This is a genomic window from Kiritimatiellia bacterium (assembly GCA_028715905.1).
Taxonomy (GTDB): Bacteria; Verrucomicrobiota; Kiritimatiellia; order JAAZAB01; family JAAZAB01; genus JAQUQV01.
In genome coordinates this window covers 12,451-28,441 of record JAQUQV010000006.1, presented here as the reverse complement: position 1 = coordinate 28,441, position 15,991 = coordinate 12,451, and the positions used below count along the sequence as shown (strand labels likewise).

Below are 15,991 nucleotides of genomic sequence, written 5' to 3'. Positions count from 1 at the left end.
CGGCATCAGATTTTTCGGCCGAGATGCCGCCCGAGAAAACCGTCAAGACCCGTAATGTTCTCAAAGATTGCGAAGGAAGTCGCGGAATTCAGATTGCTCCCCGTTAAAACACCGTCCCGTATCCGCGCCGCCCCGACCGTTTCCAGTTCAAAGGCCTTCATGCCTTCATCCGAATTGAAAATGCTGTAATTATCGGCGGCGGAAAAATGGCCCTGCGGCTGATCGTTGTCTGCAATGTTGAAGTATTTCCCCTCGTTCGGCCCGAGATTTTCCCGCAGGCAGAGCAGGTTTTTGCCGCGGTCAATGAAGCCGATGAATTTCGCTCCGGACAAAACTTTGACGCCGATCTGGCCCTTGCGCCTGGCGTCAGTGCGATATGTAAAGCCCTTCTCGTAATATTCTATCTTTTCGCCCGGATGCTCATAAAAATCAAAATTGATCGCCGTTCCGGGATTTGGCACAACCGCGAACGAAAGCGTGTTGTCCGAGGCCTCAAATTGTTCCAGGGTCCAGGCGGCAATCAGCGCCTCTTCGGGTGAAACGGCATTTTTTACTTTAAATGAATCGGTCGTGGAATAGGAAAAAAATCCCTTCAGGGGCAATCTGCGCAAAAGGGCCGGCGCTTCTTCAAACAGGCGAAATTCGCGCTGCATCAGAACGTCAAGAATCGTTCCGGCGCGGTTGGCAAGTTTCGCGTCCTTGACAATTAAGGCCGAACTTCTGTCCGCTTTCTCTATATGAAAAGGCTGTTCGTTGACGGCCGGCTGGACATACCATTCGTTACCCCGGTAATTGAAGGCAAACCTGCCGCCCTCCGGCGCCGGCCAGAAATTATTCCCGCCGTAATTGTTGAAGGCCGCCGAGGGATGCGCCGCGCACTCAAGGTCAATCCGATGCAAACTGATTCCGCCGCATTCTCCGAAAATCCGGCCGCCCATGTCGGGGCAGAGCAGGCATTCCGCGTTATCACCCCCGAAACGCAGGGCTTGGCCCTGCTTCAGGCCGCAAAGTTCCCGGTACTTGTTTCCGGACATGTTTTGAAAAGGCCCGAAATTTATTTCAGCAGGCTTTTCAAATAGACGGCATCCTTGCGCAACACTTCTTTCTTTTGATTCCCGTCCAGCTTGCCCAGGCATTCATCCTCAATGGTCAACGGTCCGTTATAGCCGACGTCTTTCAGGATGGCCACGACCTGTTTGTGGTCAATATCGCCCTCGTAAATCGGCGAAACATATTTGCCGTATTCCCATCCGTTGGCCCGTTTCTGCTGGCGGGTCTCCTCAGGATAGCGGATGTTTTTGACGTGCGTGTGCTTGGTGTATTTGGCCACGGAACGCAGGATTTCATAAACCTCGTTCAGCGGAAATCCATACCAGTAAAAGTTGCCGGTATCCATGTTGACGCCCAAGCGTCCGCTGCCGACCCGCTCAATGACCTGCTTGAGAAACGCCGGGTCATTGCCCTGAATGCCGTGATTCTCAATGCCCAGCCCGGCCCGGCTGTCCGGGGTGGCCGCAATGACCTTGCGCATGCAGTCCACAAACCGGCCCACTCTTGTTTCAAACGGCTCTTCTTTTTCTCCCTTGGTTATGGCGTCAATCCGGATGGCCGGAATGTTCAGCGCATCGGCCGTCTTGATCACGTCAACGACCCATTGCACTTCCTTCGGCGGCTCGGCGCAGTTGAAATTATTGTGCAGGAGAAAAGCGCAGATTTTTATGTTCTTTTTCCCGTAAGCATCCCGCAGGGTTTGCGCGGCGGATGCGGGGGTAAAAGAAATCTTGTTCCAGCCGGCCGGGTCCCAGACGGTGTAGTCGCGGAAAAACTCAACCTCAACGCTGTCCAGCCGCAAATCCTTCAGCCCTTCGCCGATGCTTTTATACCCGGCCTGCCTTACAACATCATCGCGGATTGATACGTGCATTTTTTTCTCCTGTGTTCGGTTATTGCGCTTGTTTCTCAGTCTTTATATTCCTTGTGTTTCTCAATTTCAAGCACTTTTTCGCAGAGCATGGCGCTGGTCGGCGCTTCCCGGGAAAGCTCGGCGGCGGCGCGGACGATGGCCCCGTTGATGGCCGTTATTTCCGTGTGCCGCCCGCGCCGGACGTCCTGGAGCATTGAGGAAATATTGCCGGCGGTTTTTTCGCAGACCTCCAGGACGGCCGCCGCCGGGTCCGGAAAGATCAACCTGATGCCTTTTGCGGCGGCGATTCCGGCGCCTTCCGCCGCCGCTTCGCACATCAACGCGCGCCATCTCCTGTCTTTGACGAGCTGGCCGTTGGGAAGGCCGGCCAGGACGGACACCGGACAAATCGCCGCGTTGATCACCAGCTTGCTCCAGAGCATGCCGATGGTGTTGGCCGCCGCCGAAGTTTCAATCCCGGCGCCGGTCAGCGTCTCCGCCAGCATTTCGGCGCCGGATTTGTTTTGAGACAGGGCGCCGACAAAGGTCGGCCCCGCGCCGGCATGGCGGACATGGTTCAGGCCGATGACCATGGCGCCGTGGGTGGTTATGCCCGCGAAAAGATTTCCGCCGGCCACCGCGGTTTTAAGGGCTTCCAGGTTGCCGAGGCCGTTTTGCAGGGAAAGGACTTTTGTATGCGGGGCGGAAAGCGCGGCGACGCTCGGCATGGCCCCGGCGGTCTCGTGCGCCTTGACGCAGAGAATAATCAACTCCGCCGGACCAGCCTCCGCCGGCTGGGCGGCAGCCCGCAAGGACACCCGCCGCGTTTTCCCGTCTTTTTCAATCGTCAACCCGTCGCAGGAAACAAGCGCGGCCCGGTCGGGGCGCCGGTCAACGAGCCAGACCTCATGGCCGGCCTCGGCCAGCAGCGCCGAAAAAAGGCAGCCGATACCACCGGGGCCTATGACGGCAATATGCATAGAAACAGTCAGTAGTCAGGAGTCAATAGAAAAAAGCCGGATCATTCATGCTTTTTGGAATCAGGATATTCTGAATTCTGGCTTCTGGCTTCTGCCCAATCCGGATTCGTTCCGCAAGGAAGACCGCATTGCCGAAATTCTGGCCAAACGCGGTGAACATCCCGATTTGCAATAAAATCCTGCGCTTCTTGCGCAGAATTTTATTGATAACTGTTTAATGCTTGAAACATCTCTGGCCGGTAAAGACCATGGCCACCCCGGCTTCGTTGCAGGCCTCAATGCTTTCAAAATCCCTTTCCGAACCCCCGGGCTGGATCACGGCCGTAACGCCTTCCCTGATGCCGACATCCACGCCGTCCCGGAAAGGAAAAAACGCGTCGGAAACCATGCAGGCGCCGATCAGGCCACCCCTTTTTCCGGCCACTTCCGCGTCAATTTCCTTCTTGATCCCCTCGTCCTTAAGATTGTTGTAGGGAGTTTTATGTTTTTCCCAGGCCAGCCGGTCGGCCAGCTTGCGGTAGGCCTTGTCGCGCGCAATCTCCGCCACGCCGACGCGGTCCTGCTCGCCCGTGCCGATGCCGATGGTGACGCCGTCCTTGACATAAATGACGGAATTGCTGGTAACCCCGCATTCCACCAGCCAGCCGAAAAGCAGGTCGTCGTATTCGCGTTCCGTCGGCAGGCGGTTGATTTTATATTCCCTGTCCTTGTAAACGGTCTGGGCCGGAAGCAGTTTTTCGCGCGCGCGCGCTTCCGGGGAAAACGACCACTGGGCGACCACGCCGCCGTCCACCAGCGATTTGAAATCAACGACCCGGGCGGCCGCGAACTCCTTCAGTTTTGCGATATCGGCGATACGCATGACGCGCAGATTTTTTTTAGCGGCGAACATTTCCAGAACACCGGAAGCGAACCCGGGGGCGGCGACCACCTCGGCATATTGCCGTAGGATCAGTTCGGCCGCGGGGCGATCCACCTCGCGGTTGAGGACGATCGCCCCGCCGAAGGCCGCCACGCGGTCGGCGAGATTGGCGCGCTCATAGGCCGCGGCCAGCGTGTCCGCCTTGGCCACGCCGCAGGGATTGTTGTGTTTGACGATGACCGCGCAGGGAGTGTCCATGAGGTGGCGCATGATATTGAGCGCGTTATCAACGTCGGTGATGTTGGTTTTGCCCGGGTGCTTGCCGGACTGCAGCAATTCAACGTCCGAGGCCAGATAACGGCCGGGCAGAACGCTTTCCACCCCGCCCAGCGCCAGGTTGCCGTTCACCAGCTTGTAAAGCGCGGCCTCCTGGCCCGGATTTTCGCCGTAACGCAGGCCCTTGTTGACGCCGTCAATCAGCCAGCTTTGTTTTTCATAAAAGAGAGTCTGCCGTTTTTTTCCGTCAACGAAACTGATCTCCATCGCCGGCGGAAAATGATCGTCCATGATGGTTTTATAGACCTTTTTGAAATCTCTAACTGTCATTTGTATTTTTCCTGCTTTTTCAACATTGACAACGGACCGCCAGTTGTTGATTTTGGATGGCGGCACGGCCGCCTTAGTTTTTAATCCGATAGCATGATTTTACCGCCTCAAAGCTCTCTTTTTTCCAGTAGCCGGCAATGGCCGCGTCATAAGCGGCGGTATGCGCAAAGGCCTTTTGCGCCAGCGCAAAACGCGTGCGCAGGGATAAAACGCCGCTTGTCCGCCGGAGTTCATCCAGAAGGGAGGCATAATCGGCCGGATCGGTGACGGAAGCCACCCTTAAAAAATTCTTGGCGGCGGCGCGCACCATGCACGGCCCGCCGATATCAATATTGGCCCGGGCCGCCTCGGGCGGCGCGCCGGAAGAAACGGTTTTGACGAAGGGATACAGGTTGACGACCGCCATGTCAAAAAGAACGCCCTTGACCCTCTGCAAATCGGCGGCGTGGGACGGATTATATGTTTCGCTCAACAATCCCATGTAGATTTTGAAATCAAGCGTTTTGACCAGGCCGCCCTGCATTTCGGGCTGGCCGGTGAAATCCGAAACCTGGACCAGACTTTTTGCCGCCAGGTCCGGGCCGAGCAAAGACCTGATTGCCTGGCAGGTCCCGCCGGTTGAATAAATTTTCAAGCTGCCGTTGATTTTCAAAAGACCGGGGATCAACTCCTCAAGGCCGCTTTTGTCGGAAACGCTGACCAATACGTTTTGTATCCTGATGCCGTCGTCAATAACCTCAACAATATTAACCGCCATTTTTCTTTTCCTCCTTTCAAACCGCCCCGAAACACAATGCGTTTGCCTTCACTCTTTCGGTTCCGAGGAACGCTTAATCTCCTGTGCCAGAACGGCGCGCGCCACGCAGCCCTTTTCAAAAACAATCAAGGCGGGGGTTGCTTCCAGTCCGCCGCCCTTGGTTGCCAGCCGGACAGAGCTGTAATGCCAATGCTGGGCGCCTTCCTCTTCGCTGGTTTTGTCGGGCGGGCCCAGCATGGTCAGCACTTCCGAAATCGTCATGCCGACCAGCCGGTCAAACGAACTGCGCGTCAGCCTCTCCTCGGGCGCCGACTCCGATAAAACGGCAATGTTTTTTTCCATTTCCGAAGGGGCGGGCTCCGCGGCCGGGGCCGTGAAAATCAAGGGTGTTTCCGCCCGGCCCGGGCGGCTCGCGGGGCCGGCCGCGCGCATGTTCAATTGCAGGCAGGCGTCTTCCACGGCCGTCATGCGCGCCCGCAGGGAGGCAATTTCATTTGAAAGCGCGGCATAATTGCTTTCCATGGTTTGCACCGCCGCCTCGTCCAGGCAGCCGGTCAGCGCCAAGGCCGTTATTATTGTCATTCCAACGCATCCCGGTCTGATCATGATATTTTCCTCCTGGCAGGATATGGAATACGGGGAAAGTATAAACAGAACCGCGGGCGGTTGGCAAGACCGGATTCAAGAAGTTGAAAATCGCAGCGCTTGACAAAACCGAGAGCGGTTGTTATATAAATGCCGAACCATGACCCATGGCAGGCAACGGCGGATTGTCCGTTAATCATAAGAACAACGATGTCCTGAGAAAGCGAGGCGCCACATGTTAAGTTTTGCCGAGGAAATCTTCCTGCTCGCCCTTGACGACCGCGAAGGTTCCATCAAACCCCTGCCGGTTTCGGCGCTGGAGTATGCCTTGCCCGGGGCCCTGCTCGTGGAACTGGCGTTTCTGAACCGGATTGACATTGATCTGAAGAGCCTGAGGGTTGTCAACGATACGCCATCCGGAAGCTCGTTGCTGGATAATGTCCTGCGCCAGGTCGCGGCTAAAACCGAAATCCAGCCGACATCTTTCTGGCTGTCGTTCTTTGCCGGCCAGGCAAAAGAAATTCAGGAACAGATTCTGGCCCAGCTCATCGCAAAAGGCATTCTGAAAACGGAAGACAAGAAAATTCTCTGGGTTTTCAAGACGAGGCGCTACCCGATGATTGACAACCGCGAAATAAAGGAGGTCAAAACCAGACTGCGCGATCTCATTCTCAGCGATGAAATTCCGGACCCGCGCGAGGCGGTCCTCATCAGTCTGGCGCACGCCTGCCGTCTCCTTGACGACCTCTTTTCGGAGGAGGAATACGAACGGCTCCAGCCGCGCATAAAGGCGCTGGCCAGGTTTGATTTAATCGGGCAGGAAGTTGCCAGGTCAATCAAGGAAATCGCCCAGGCGATGGCGCTGGCGATGATGCCCTGATCTCCGGACCCGGGAAAAAAAAACACATGAAAACATCATTGCGTGGCAGCATAGTCAGCCTGGCGGTCTTTGCCGCGGTTCTGCCGGTCCTGGTAATGGTGCTGTTCATCCCCCTCCAGCATGAAGTGATCAAAAAAAATATTTTCCAGGAAATGGATGCGGCCGCCCGGTATGAAGCGTTACAAACCGTCAACATGGTTTATGACATGTGCAACGTCACCCAGCTGGGCATAGAAAACCGCCTGGCCGACCATTTGAAGGGCGCCAATGCCGAAATAGAGCGGCTGGGCGGTTTTTCCTTCTCCAATGAAGCCGCCCGCTGGACGGCGCGCCACCAGTCAACCGGGGAAAAAGTTGATGCCGTTGTGCCGAAATTACTGCTGGGCGGAACTTACATCGCCCCCAACGCGGACTTTGCCGTTGAGTCGCCGCTCGTTGACCTCGTTACCGGTTTCACGCATGCCTATTGCACTATTTTCCAGCGCATAAACGAACAGGGAGACATGCTCCGCGTCTGCACTTCCGTGCCCGACGCCGACAACCAAAGGGCGATCGGAACATTTATCCCCCGCCGGCTGGCGGACGGCGCCGACAATCCGGTCATCAGCAAAGCGCTCGCCGGCGAAACCTATTTCGGACGGGCGCTGGTCATGGAGAAATGGCAGGCGGCCGCCTACGAGCCGATCCGGGACCCGAACGATAAGGGCAAAATTATCGGCATGCTGTATATGGGATTTGACCTGGACGACATCAACCGCGAACTGCGCAGGGCGATTACGGACATCGTGCTCGGAGAAACCGGCTACATCGCCGTGCTCGGCGGCAAGGGGGACTGGAAAGGACATTACATCATCTCCCAAAGAGGGGAACGCGACGGAGAAAACATCTGGAACGCCCGGGATACCAACGGCAAGCTGTTTGTCCAGGAGCATATTGCAAAAGCCGTTGCCGCGCCGAAGGGCAAGGCGATTTTTGAAAGATATGCATGGCAGAACAAGGACGAAGAAAAAACGCGCATTAAATGCGCCGGTATTGTCTATTTTGAGCCTTGGGACTGGGTGATTTATTCCACCATGTATGAAGACGATAATTACGGCATCATTAACAAATTCATCACCGGCACGATGCGCATCATGTCGGTCGGCGTGATCGCCGCCGCCGCGGTCATGATCCTGGCGATCATCCTCGCCGTCTGGCTGGGCTCGGCCATCGCGCGGCCGATCGCCAATGTCGTTTCCATTGCCCAGTTGATCGCCGGCGGCAATCTGGCCGAAGCCCGGCGCCGCGCGGCCGGGCAGCTTGAGAAAATTGAAAATGACGCCGTCAGCCCCGGCCGGAAAGCAAGGCTTCGGAATGAGACCGAGAAACTGACCGAGTCCGTTGTTTTGATGACAAAATACCTGGCTTCGCTGGTCGGCCAGGTCCAGCGTTCAAGCGTGCAGATGGTGTCAACCGCCACTGAAATTGCCGCCGCTTCCCGGGAACAGGAGTCCACCGTAACCGAGTTCGGCGCCTCAACCACCGAGATTGCGGCGGCGGTCAAGGAAATTTCGGCCACGTCCCAGGAACTGGCAAAAACCATGCAGGACATCAAGGTGACGGCAAACGACACGGAAAATCTGGCGGACCAGGGCCATTCCGGACTGGTCAATATGCAGAACTCCATGAGCCAGCTGGCGCAAGCGACCGCTTCAATCTCAACCAAGCTTTCAGCCATCAATGAAAAGGCCGGCGCCATTAACAACCTCGTAACGACCATCACCAAGGTGGCGGATGAAACCAACCTGCTCTCGCTCAATGCCTCCATTGAGGCCGAAAAAGCCGGCGAATACGGCCGCGGTTTCGCGGTCGTCGCCCGTGAAATCAGACGGCTGGCCGACCAAACGGCGGTCTCAACCCTTGATATAGAACAGACCGTGAAAGAAATGCAGTCGTCCGTCTCGGCCGGGGTAATGGAAATGGACAAGTTCAGCGGGGAAGTCGCGCAATGGGTAAAATCGGTCGGCGGCATAAGCCGGCAGCTCAATCAGATACTGGAACAAATCAAAGTCTTGTCGCCGCGCTACGAATCCGTCAATGAAGGCATGCGCTCGCAGGCGGCCGGCGCCCGCCAAATCAGCGAGGCCATGACCCAGCTTACGGAAGGAGCGCGCAATACGACCGAATCCCTCAAGCATTTTCATGCCGTCACCTCCCAGCTGAAAGAGGCGGCCCACGAGCTCCAGACCGAGGTGTCGCGCTTCAAGGTTTGAACCTGGAAACCAATGCTCTATCTGACCTTTAAAGCCGGCGAGAACGAATACGCCCTTGACGCCGCCCGCGTTTTACAGGTCGTGCCGGGTGTTCCGCTGCGGCCCGTCCCGGACGCCCCGGATCACATCGCCGGGCTGCTGAACTTCCGGGGCAGTCCGGTCATCGTGGTTGACCTGGTCAAATTAATCGCCCGTATTAAGTGCCGCCGCCTTTTCAGCGCCAGAATTATCATCACGGATTGCGCGCGCGCCGGCGGCGGCCAAGCAACGTTGCTGGGTTTGCTGGCCGAGGATATCACCACCCTCATGAAAAGGGAACCCGCGGACCTGATGGAAAATGCCCTGAACACGGCGGAAACCAGCTGTCTTGGACAGATGTTCCGGGATGACGAACGGCTAATTCAAATTATCAAGATTGAAAGACTCGTGACCGGAGAACTGGAACATATGCTGGCAGCCGGAATGGAGGAGTTTAGCAAAACTCAGGCCGGTTGACACACTTTTGCGTAGAAGTTTAAATAGACCGGCGGATCGCCAGCCGGGAAAGTTTTGGATGGCGGCGCTGCCGCCTTGGGAAAACCGCAAAAAATGTCCGTTGACGCCTATCAACCGGTAGAACAAATGCTTCATGACCGGATCGGTCTGGAACCGGCCGCGCTCGGTCCGAAAGCGATTGAGTGCGCCGTCGCCGAACGAATGCGCCTGCTCGGGATAAACACGACTGCTTCCTACGCCGAACTGGCGGCGGCTTCCGGCCGGGAGTTCGCGGCGCTGATTGAACTGGTCGTTGTCCCGGAAACATGGTTTTTCAGGGACCGCGAGCCTTTTGTTTTTCTCGCCGATTTCATACGTTCCGAGCGGCAACGTTTTCGCGCACAAGACACCCTGCGCATTCTCAGCGCGCCCTGCGCGACCGGCGAAGAACCCTACTCCATCGCCATGACCTGTCTGGACTGCGGCCTGGACCGGGGACGGTTTATCGTGGACGCGATGGACATAAACGAAAAATTTCTGACCAAGGCCCGCGCGGCAGTCTACGGCCGTAATTCATTCCGCGGAAACGGGCCGGCGTTCCGCGGGCAATATTTCAATCCCGAGGAACAGGCGTATGCCCTGAAACCGGAAGTCCGCGCCTGCGTCCGCTTTTTTAAGGCCAACATCATTGACGCCGGGAGCTTGCCCCCCTGCGCTCCCTATGACATCGTTTTCTGCCGTAATCTTCTGATCTATCTCCACGATCAGGCGCGCCTGAAAATCATCGCCGTCATTGACCGCCTGCTCGCGCCCGGCGGATTGCTCTTTATCGGCCATGTTGAAGCAACGCCGCCCCTCATGCAGATATTTGAAAATGTCAATCACCAGGGCGCCTTCGCCCTGCGGAAAAAAAAGCAGACCTCCTGCCCCGGATGGCCGGACGGCGGCATAACCGCCGCGCCCAACGCGCCGCCGGAAAACGAAATCGTCCGGCCATCCGGCCAATCCGGGCCGGCTCCGGAACCCGCTCCGACCCCATTGCCCCGGCCGCCGCCGGCCTCCGTAATCTCTGAAAACATTGAACGCGCAAACCGCCTGGCCGACGGAGGCTTTCTCAAGGAGGCGGAGGAAATCTGCAAGGAAATTCTTAAAAACGACGCGCCCAACGCGCGCGCCCACTTCCTGCTGGGCCTCATCCGGGAGGCCCAGGAAAATAACCGCGGCGCGGAGGAATGCTTTCACCGCGCCATCTATCTTGACGCCGGATTTACCGAGGCGATTTTACATCTCGCCGCCCTCAAGGAAAAAAACGGCGATAACTCCGCGGCCGTTCTCCTGCGGCGCCGCGCCGCCGCAATCAACGCCCGGAACGTTCGGAAAAAATGAAAAAGGAGAGGGACATATACTGCTGGACACAAACCGGCATTCGCGGCGACCGTTCCTGCCCGGAACTTTCCGGGCATATCCATTGCCGCAACTGCCCCCGTTACCAGGCGGGGGGCCGCGACCTGCTGGGCCGCGAACCGCCGAAAGACTACCTTGAAAACTGGGCAAAGACAATCGCCCGGCCGGAAACAAAAAAGGACGGCTCGCAAAAAACCATCATGGTTTTCCGTATCGGAAGCGAGTGGCTGGCCCTGCCGGCGGGCCTTTTTGTTGAAACAACGCGCCCGCGCCCGATCAGGCGCGTTCCCCACAGGAGCAACTCCGTTTTCCTCGGTCTGGCCAGCATCTGGGGTAATATTCATTTGTGCTTTTCCGCGGACGCTCTGCTCGGCATCCAGCCGGCGCCGGACGCCAAAGCGAAGGACAAAGCCCCCCGCTGGTTTTGCGTCGTCAGCCGGCACAACCTGCCGTGGGTTTTTCCGGCTGACGAAGTATACGGACTGGGCAATTACATTGAAAAAAACGTCCAGCCGGTGCCGGTGAACGTCGCCAAAACCACGCTGAAATTCACAACGGGAATCGTCGCCGTCAACCGGCGTCAGACCGGCCTGATTGACGAGGAGCTTTTTTTCGCCGCCCTTGAACGGAGCATTGCATGACCGAAACAGACCAGAATCCGGCCAACATGTCAATGGCCGACCTCTTCCGGCAGGAAGTCGCCGCGCAAACCGCCCTGCTCACGGACGCCCTCCTGGCTCTTGAACACAAGCCGGCGGACAAAAAACAGCTTGAAAACCTCATGCGGGCGGCCCACTCCATCAAGGGCGCCGCGCGCATAATGGGACTTGATCCGGCCGTGAAAATCGCCCATGAGCTGGAAAATAATTTCGTCGCCGCCCAGGAGGGAAAAATCACGATCGCCGCCGAGCAGACGGATATTCTCCTTGAAGGCGTGGATTTCCTCCTCAAAATTTCCAAATGCCCCGACCGCGAAATTGCCGCCGGCGCCGGCGCGCTCCAACCCGAGGCGGAAAATATCCTGCAGCGCCTCTGCGATATCAAATTGGCGGCGTCCGCGAACTCTTCTCCCGTAAGGCCGGACCCCGCGCCGCCGGCGCCCGCCGCGCCTCGCTTGCAACAATCCGGCCAGGCTTCGTCCGGGGCGGCCGGGGCCGGGGAACCCGAAGGACACGCGCCGAAGCCGGCGCTGCACACCCAGACGGTGCGCGTTACGGCCGGCCATCTCAACCGCATGCTGGGCATGGTGGATGAATCCATCGTGCAAATGCGCTGGCTGGAACCTTTCACCCGCCGGCTCATGGCGCGGAAAGTCAAGCAGGCCAGGCTCAGCCGCCGCATGGAAGAACTGCTTCCGATGCTTGACGCCAATGTTGATTACGCCCTGATCAAGCAGCGTCTCAATGAGATCGTCTCGGAAACCAGGGCTTTCCTGGACGCTTCCGCCGGACATATAAACGACATTGAGGAATTCAGCCGGCGGATGGAGGAATTGCACGACCGCCTTTACCGCGAGGCGCTCGCCAGCCGCCTGCGGCCTTTCGGCGACTGCGCGCGCGGCTTTCCGCGCATGATGCGCGACCTGGCGCGGCGGCTTGAAAAGAACGTGCGTTTTGAAATCTCCGGCCAGGACACAAAAGTTGACCGCGAAATTCTGGACAAGCTTGAGTCCCCCCTGGCGCATCTCTTGCGCAACGCGCTTGATCACGGCATTGAAAAACCGGAACAGCGCGCGGCCAAAGGCAAACCGGAGCAAGGTTTAATCACGCTCAACGCCCGCCACCACGCCGGCCGCCTGCACATCACGGTGACCGATGACGGAACGGGCATTGACGTTGAGCGCGTCCGGCAAAAAATCATTGCCGGAGGGTTGAATTCCAAAGAGGTCGCGGAGCGTCTTTCCGAGCCGGAAATCCTGAATTTCCTTTTTCTGCCCGGATTTTCCACCAGCGCCGGCGTAACCGAGATTTCCGGGCGCGGCGTGGGGCTGGATATCGCTCTCAACCTCGCCCGGGAACTCGGCGGCAACGCCCACATTGAAAATCGCCGGCCGAACGGGTCCGTTTTTCAACTTCAACTGCCGATCACCATCGCCCTGATCCGCGCGCTCCTGGTGGAAATAGCGCAGGAGCCTTTTCTGTTCCCGCTGGCCCGCGTCACGCATCTGGCGGTTCTTGACCCCGCCCAAACCGTAACCCTGGAGGGCAAACGTTATTTTCATTACGAAAACAAAAACATCGGCCTGATCAGCGCCGCCGAGGCGCTGGAAATGAAGTCCGCGGCAGAAAAAAAATCCCGCTGGCCGGTGGTCATCATCAGCGACCAGGATAATCACTACGGCCTGATCGTTGAACGCTTTCTCGGCGAACAACTCGTGGCCCTCCGGACGCTTGACGCGCGGCTCGGCAAGGTGCAGGATGTCGGCGCGGTCACGCTTCTGAACGACGGCACTCCGGCGCTGATTCTTGACGTTGACGATCTTTTGCGTTCCATGGACCGCTCCCTGGCCGGCGGAGGCCTGAAAACAATCGCCCAGGCCGGGGAAGAAAAAAGCAAGGCAAAACGCCGCCGGGTGCTGGTGGCCGACGATTCCATAACCGTCCGCGAACTGGAAAAAAAACTCCTCCAGGGCCGCGGCTGTCAGGTTGACGTGGCGGTTGACGGCATGGAGGCATGGAACAAACTGCGCGCCGGGCAATACGATCTGCTGATCAGCGACGTTGATATGCCGCGTCTTAACGGTATTGATCTCGTCCGCAAAATCCGGCAGGACCCGCGCATCAGCGCGCTGCCCGTCGTCATTATTTCCTACAAAGACCGCGAAGAGGACCGGTTGCGCGGACTTGAAGCCGGCGCAAATTATTACCTGACCAAAAGCAGTTTTCAGGACGACTCTTTTCACAACGCCGTTACGGACATGATCGGGGAAGAAAAATAATGCGGATTGCCATCGTCAACGACATGCTCCTCGCGCGGGAAGCCCTGCGCCGCTGCGTCGCCAAAAGGGCCGACTGGCAAATCGCCTGGGCCGCGCGCGACGGCGCCGAGGCGGTCAAAAAGTGCGCCGCGGATACCCCGGACGTCATCCTCATGGACCTGATTATGCCGGTTATGAACGGCGCCGAAGCAACCATGCGGATCATGCGCAACTCGCCCTGCGCCATCCTTGTGGTAACGGCCACGGTTGAGGGCAACATGCAGCTTGTCTTTGAGGCCATGGGCCACGGCGCGCTGGACGCGATCAACACGCCGGTCCTGGATTCGGACAACAAACTGGCGGGCGCGGCGGAACTGGAAGGGAAAATTGACCTCATCGCCAAACTCATCGGCCGCGGAAAACAGGTTTCCCCGGCGCTGGTCGCGCTGGGCGGGCAGACCGCGGAGAGCCGGCGTCTGCCGCGCTTGATCGCCATCGGAGCATCAACGGGCGGTCCGGCGGCCGCACGGGAGATTTTCAAGGCGCTCCCGGCCGGATTCCCCGCCGCCATAGTCCTGGTCCAGCACGTGGATGTCGCCTTTTCCGCTGACCTGGCCGACTGGCTGGGGCGGCCATGCCGTCTGCCGGTCCGCGTGATTGCACCGGGCTGCCGGCCGGAAAAGGGGATCATCTGGATAGCGGGAACCAATGATCATCTGCTCCTGACCGACGCAAAACAATTCGCCTATTGCGCCGAGCCGAAAGACATTTTTTACCGTCCGTCGGTTGACGTTTTTTTCCACAGCGCGGCCGCCAACTGGCCGGCTCCGGGCGCCGGAGTGGTCCTTACCGGAATGGGAAGAGACGGGGCCGAGGGTCTTTTGAGCCTGCGCAAAGCCGGCTGGCGGACGATTGCCCAGGATGAAAAAACATCGGTCGTCTTCGGCATGCCAAAGGCCGCCATTGAATGCGGCGCCGCCTTGAAAACAATGCCCATTGACCGGATTGCCGAAGAACTGATATATTTTGCAACCCATGAATAATGCGCTTCAAAAAGACAAGCAAAACGGGGCCATCAAAACCGCATTGACCGAACACGAGGTCAAGGTCATGCTCGTTGACGACCAGGCCATCATCGGCGAGGCGGTGCGGAGAATGCTGGCGCCGGAAAAGGACATCCGCTTCCGCTACGTCAACGACCCGCAACAGGCTTTGCAAGCGGCCGAAGAATTTTCGCCAACCATCATCCTGCAGGATCTCGTCATGCCCGAAATGGACGGCCTGGCGCTTGTAAAACTTTTCCGCGAAAACCCGCAAACCTCCGAAATTCCCGTCATCGTGCTTTCAACAAAAGAGGAGCCGAAGGTAAAAGCCGAATCTTTCGCCCTGGGCGCGAGCGATTACATCGTCAAACTCCCCGACCGGATTGAACTGATCGCAAGAATCCGGCACCATTCGCAGGGTTACATCAACCTGCTCCAGCGCAACGAGGCGCACCGGGCCCTGGTTAAAAGCCAGAACATTCTTTCGGCTGAACTGGCGGAGGCCGCGGCTTACGTGCGTTCGCTCCTGCCGGCGCCGATCAAGGGGCCGCCGATTGAAACCGACTGGCGCTTCATTCCCTCAACCCAGCTGGGCGGCGACGCTTTCAGTTATCATTGGATTGACGGGGACCATTTCTGTTTTTTCCTGCTGGATGTCTGCGGTCACGGGGTCGGCGCCGCCCTGCTTTCCATTTCCGCCATGAACGTCATTTGTTCCGAAGGTTTGCCGCGGACCGATTTCCGCGACCCGGGCGCAACGCTCTCGGCCCTGAACGAGACATTTCTGATGGAAAAACACAACAACATGTATTTTACAATCTGGTACGGCGTTTACAACCGCAAGGACATGACTTTAAGCTATTCCTCGGCCGGCCACCCACCCGCGCTCCTGATAAATCCCCGGCCCGGCGGCGCGCCTGAGGTTGCGCGCCTTTCCACGCCGGGTATGGTGCTCGGCGGCATGCCGGGCACAAAATACGCCACCCAAACCCGTAAAATGGAAACGCCGGGCACGCTTTACGTGGTCAGCGACGGCACCTTTGAAATCGCCGCGCCGAACGGTTCCCTCTGGCCCTTTGCGGAATATACCCGGTTCCTCGCCGCCGCCACAATCGCCGGCGGCTCTCCGCTGGCGGAGCTGGAAAAAAAAGCGCGCGCACTCCACGGGCCGGGCGCGCTGGACGACGATTTTTCCATCCTGCGCGTTGATTTTACCCGCCCCTGATCCGTCCGTTTTTTTCGCGCGCTTTCCGGCCCGTGGTTTTTCAATCCGCAATCGTTTCCGGCTTCGGGATGTGGTGTGAAAAAAAGGTAAAAAAGTTGACTTA

Annotated in this window: 14 protein-coding genes; 8 read left to right on the top strand and 6 right to left on the bottom strand. The window is 58.0% G+C overall.

Features of this window, described 5'->3' with window-relative positions:
- Positions 1–5 precede the first annotated feature (5 nt).
- From PHP98_02495 to PHP98_02470, 6 genes are all read right to left on the bottom strand, one after another.
- Complete coding sequence (locus PHP98_02495) at positions 6–1,034, bottom strand: hypothetical protein (GenBank protein ID MDD5482512.1); 1,029 nt, start codon at positions 1,032–1,034, stop codon at positions 6–8.
- A gap of 20 nt (positions 1,035–1,054) precedes the next feature.
- Positions 1,055–1,924 carry a sugar phosphate isomerase/epimerase gene (locus PHP98_02490; GenBank protein MDD5482511.1) on the bottom strand — a complete coding sequence of 290 codons (870 nt, stop codon included), beginning with the start codon at positions 1,922–1,924 and terminating at the stop codon, positions 1,055–1,057.
- Between the two features lie 35 nt (positions 1,925–1,959).
- A complete protein-coding gene (locus PHP98_02485; GenBank protein ID MDD5482510.1) occupies positions 1,960–2,883 on the bottom strand; it encodes a 2-dehydropantoate 2-reductase in 924 nt (307 codons plus the stop codon).
- A 214-nt stretch (positions 2,884–3,097) separates the two neighbouring features.
- Positions 3,098–4,351, bottom strand: a complete 1,254-nt coding sequence (locus tag PHP98_02480) for an IMP cyclohydrolase (GenBank protein MDD5482509.1) — start codon at positions 4,349–4,351, stop codon at positions 3,098–3,100.
- Positions 4,352–4,424: 73 nt separating this feature from the next.
- Positions 4,425–5,108, bottom strand: a complete 684-nt coding sequence (locus PHP98_02475) for a hypothetical protein (protein ID MDD5482508.1) — start codon at positions 5,106–5,108, stop codon at positions 4,425–4,427.
- Between the two features lie 48 nt (positions 5,109–5,156).
- Entirely contained in the window at positions 5,157–5,690 is a 534-nt protein-coding gene (locus tag PHP98_02470) for a hypothetical protein (GenBank protein MDD5482507.1), read from the bottom strand.
- 238 nt (positions 5,691–5,928) lie between these two features.
- Between PHP98_02470 and PHP98_02465 the strand changes: the two genes are divergently transcribed.
- The 8 genes from PHP98_02465 (at position 5,929) to PHP98_02430 (ending at position 15,888) form a co-directional block, all read left to right on the top strand.
- Positions 5,929–6,573 (top strand): GPP34 family phosphoprotein, encoded by a 645-nt coding sequence (locus PHP98_02465; protein MDD5482506.1) that lies wholly within the window; start codon positions 5,929–5,931, stop codon positions 6,571–6,573.
- A gap of 26 nt (positions 6,574–6,599) precedes the next feature.
- A complete protein-coding gene (locus PHP98_02460; protein MDD5482505.1) occupies positions 6,600–8,825 on the top strand; it encodes a methyl-accepting chemotaxis protein in 2,226 nt (741 codons plus the stop codon).
- A 12-nt stretch (positions 8,826–8,837) separates the two neighbouring features.
- Positions 8,838–9,320 carry a chemotaxis protein CheW gene (locus PHP98_02455; protein MDD5482504.1) on the top strand — a complete coding sequence of 161 codons (483 nt, stop codon included), beginning with the start codon at positions 8,838–8,840 and terminating at the stop codon, positions 9,318–9,320.
- A gap of 93 nt (positions 9,321–9,413) precedes the next feature.
- Complete coding sequence (locus tag PHP98_02450; GenBank protein ID MDD5482503.1) at positions 9,414–10,685, top strand: hypothetical protein; 1,272 nt, start codon at positions 9,414–9,416, stop codon at positions 10,683–10,685.
- A complete protein-coding gene (locus PHP98_02445; protein MDD5482502.1) occupies positions 10,682–11,344 on the top strand; it encodes a chemotaxis protein CheW in 663 nt (220 codons plus the stop codon). The genes PHP98_02450 and PHP98_02445 overlap by 4 nt, the downstream gene beginning before the upstream one ends.
- Positions 11,341–13,641, top strand: a complete 2,301-nt coding sequence (locus PHP98_02440; protein ID MDD5482501.1) for a hybrid sensor histidine kinase/response regulator — start codon at positions 11,341–11,343, stop codon at positions 13,639–13,641. Before PHP98_02445 ends, PHP98_02440 begins: the two co-directional genes overlap by 4 nt.
- Positions 13,641–14,663 carry a chemotaxis response regulator protein-glutamate methylesterase gene (locus tag PHP98_02435; GenBank protein ID MDD5482500.1) on the top strand — a complete coding sequence of 341 codons (1,023 nt, stop codon included), beginning with the start codon at positions 13,641–13,643 and terminating at the stop codon, positions 14,661–14,663. Before PHP98_02440 ends, PHP98_02435 begins: the two co-directional genes overlap by 1 nt.
- Positions 14,656–15,888 (top strand): SpoIIE family protein phosphatase, encoded by a 1,233-nt coding sequence (locus tag PHP98_02430; protein ID MDD5482499.1) that lies wholly within the window; start codon positions 14,656–14,658, stop codon positions 15,886–15,888. The genes PHP98_02435 and PHP98_02430 overlap by 8 nt, the downstream gene beginning before the upstream one ends.
- Positions 15,889–15,991: the final 103 nt, after the last annotated feature.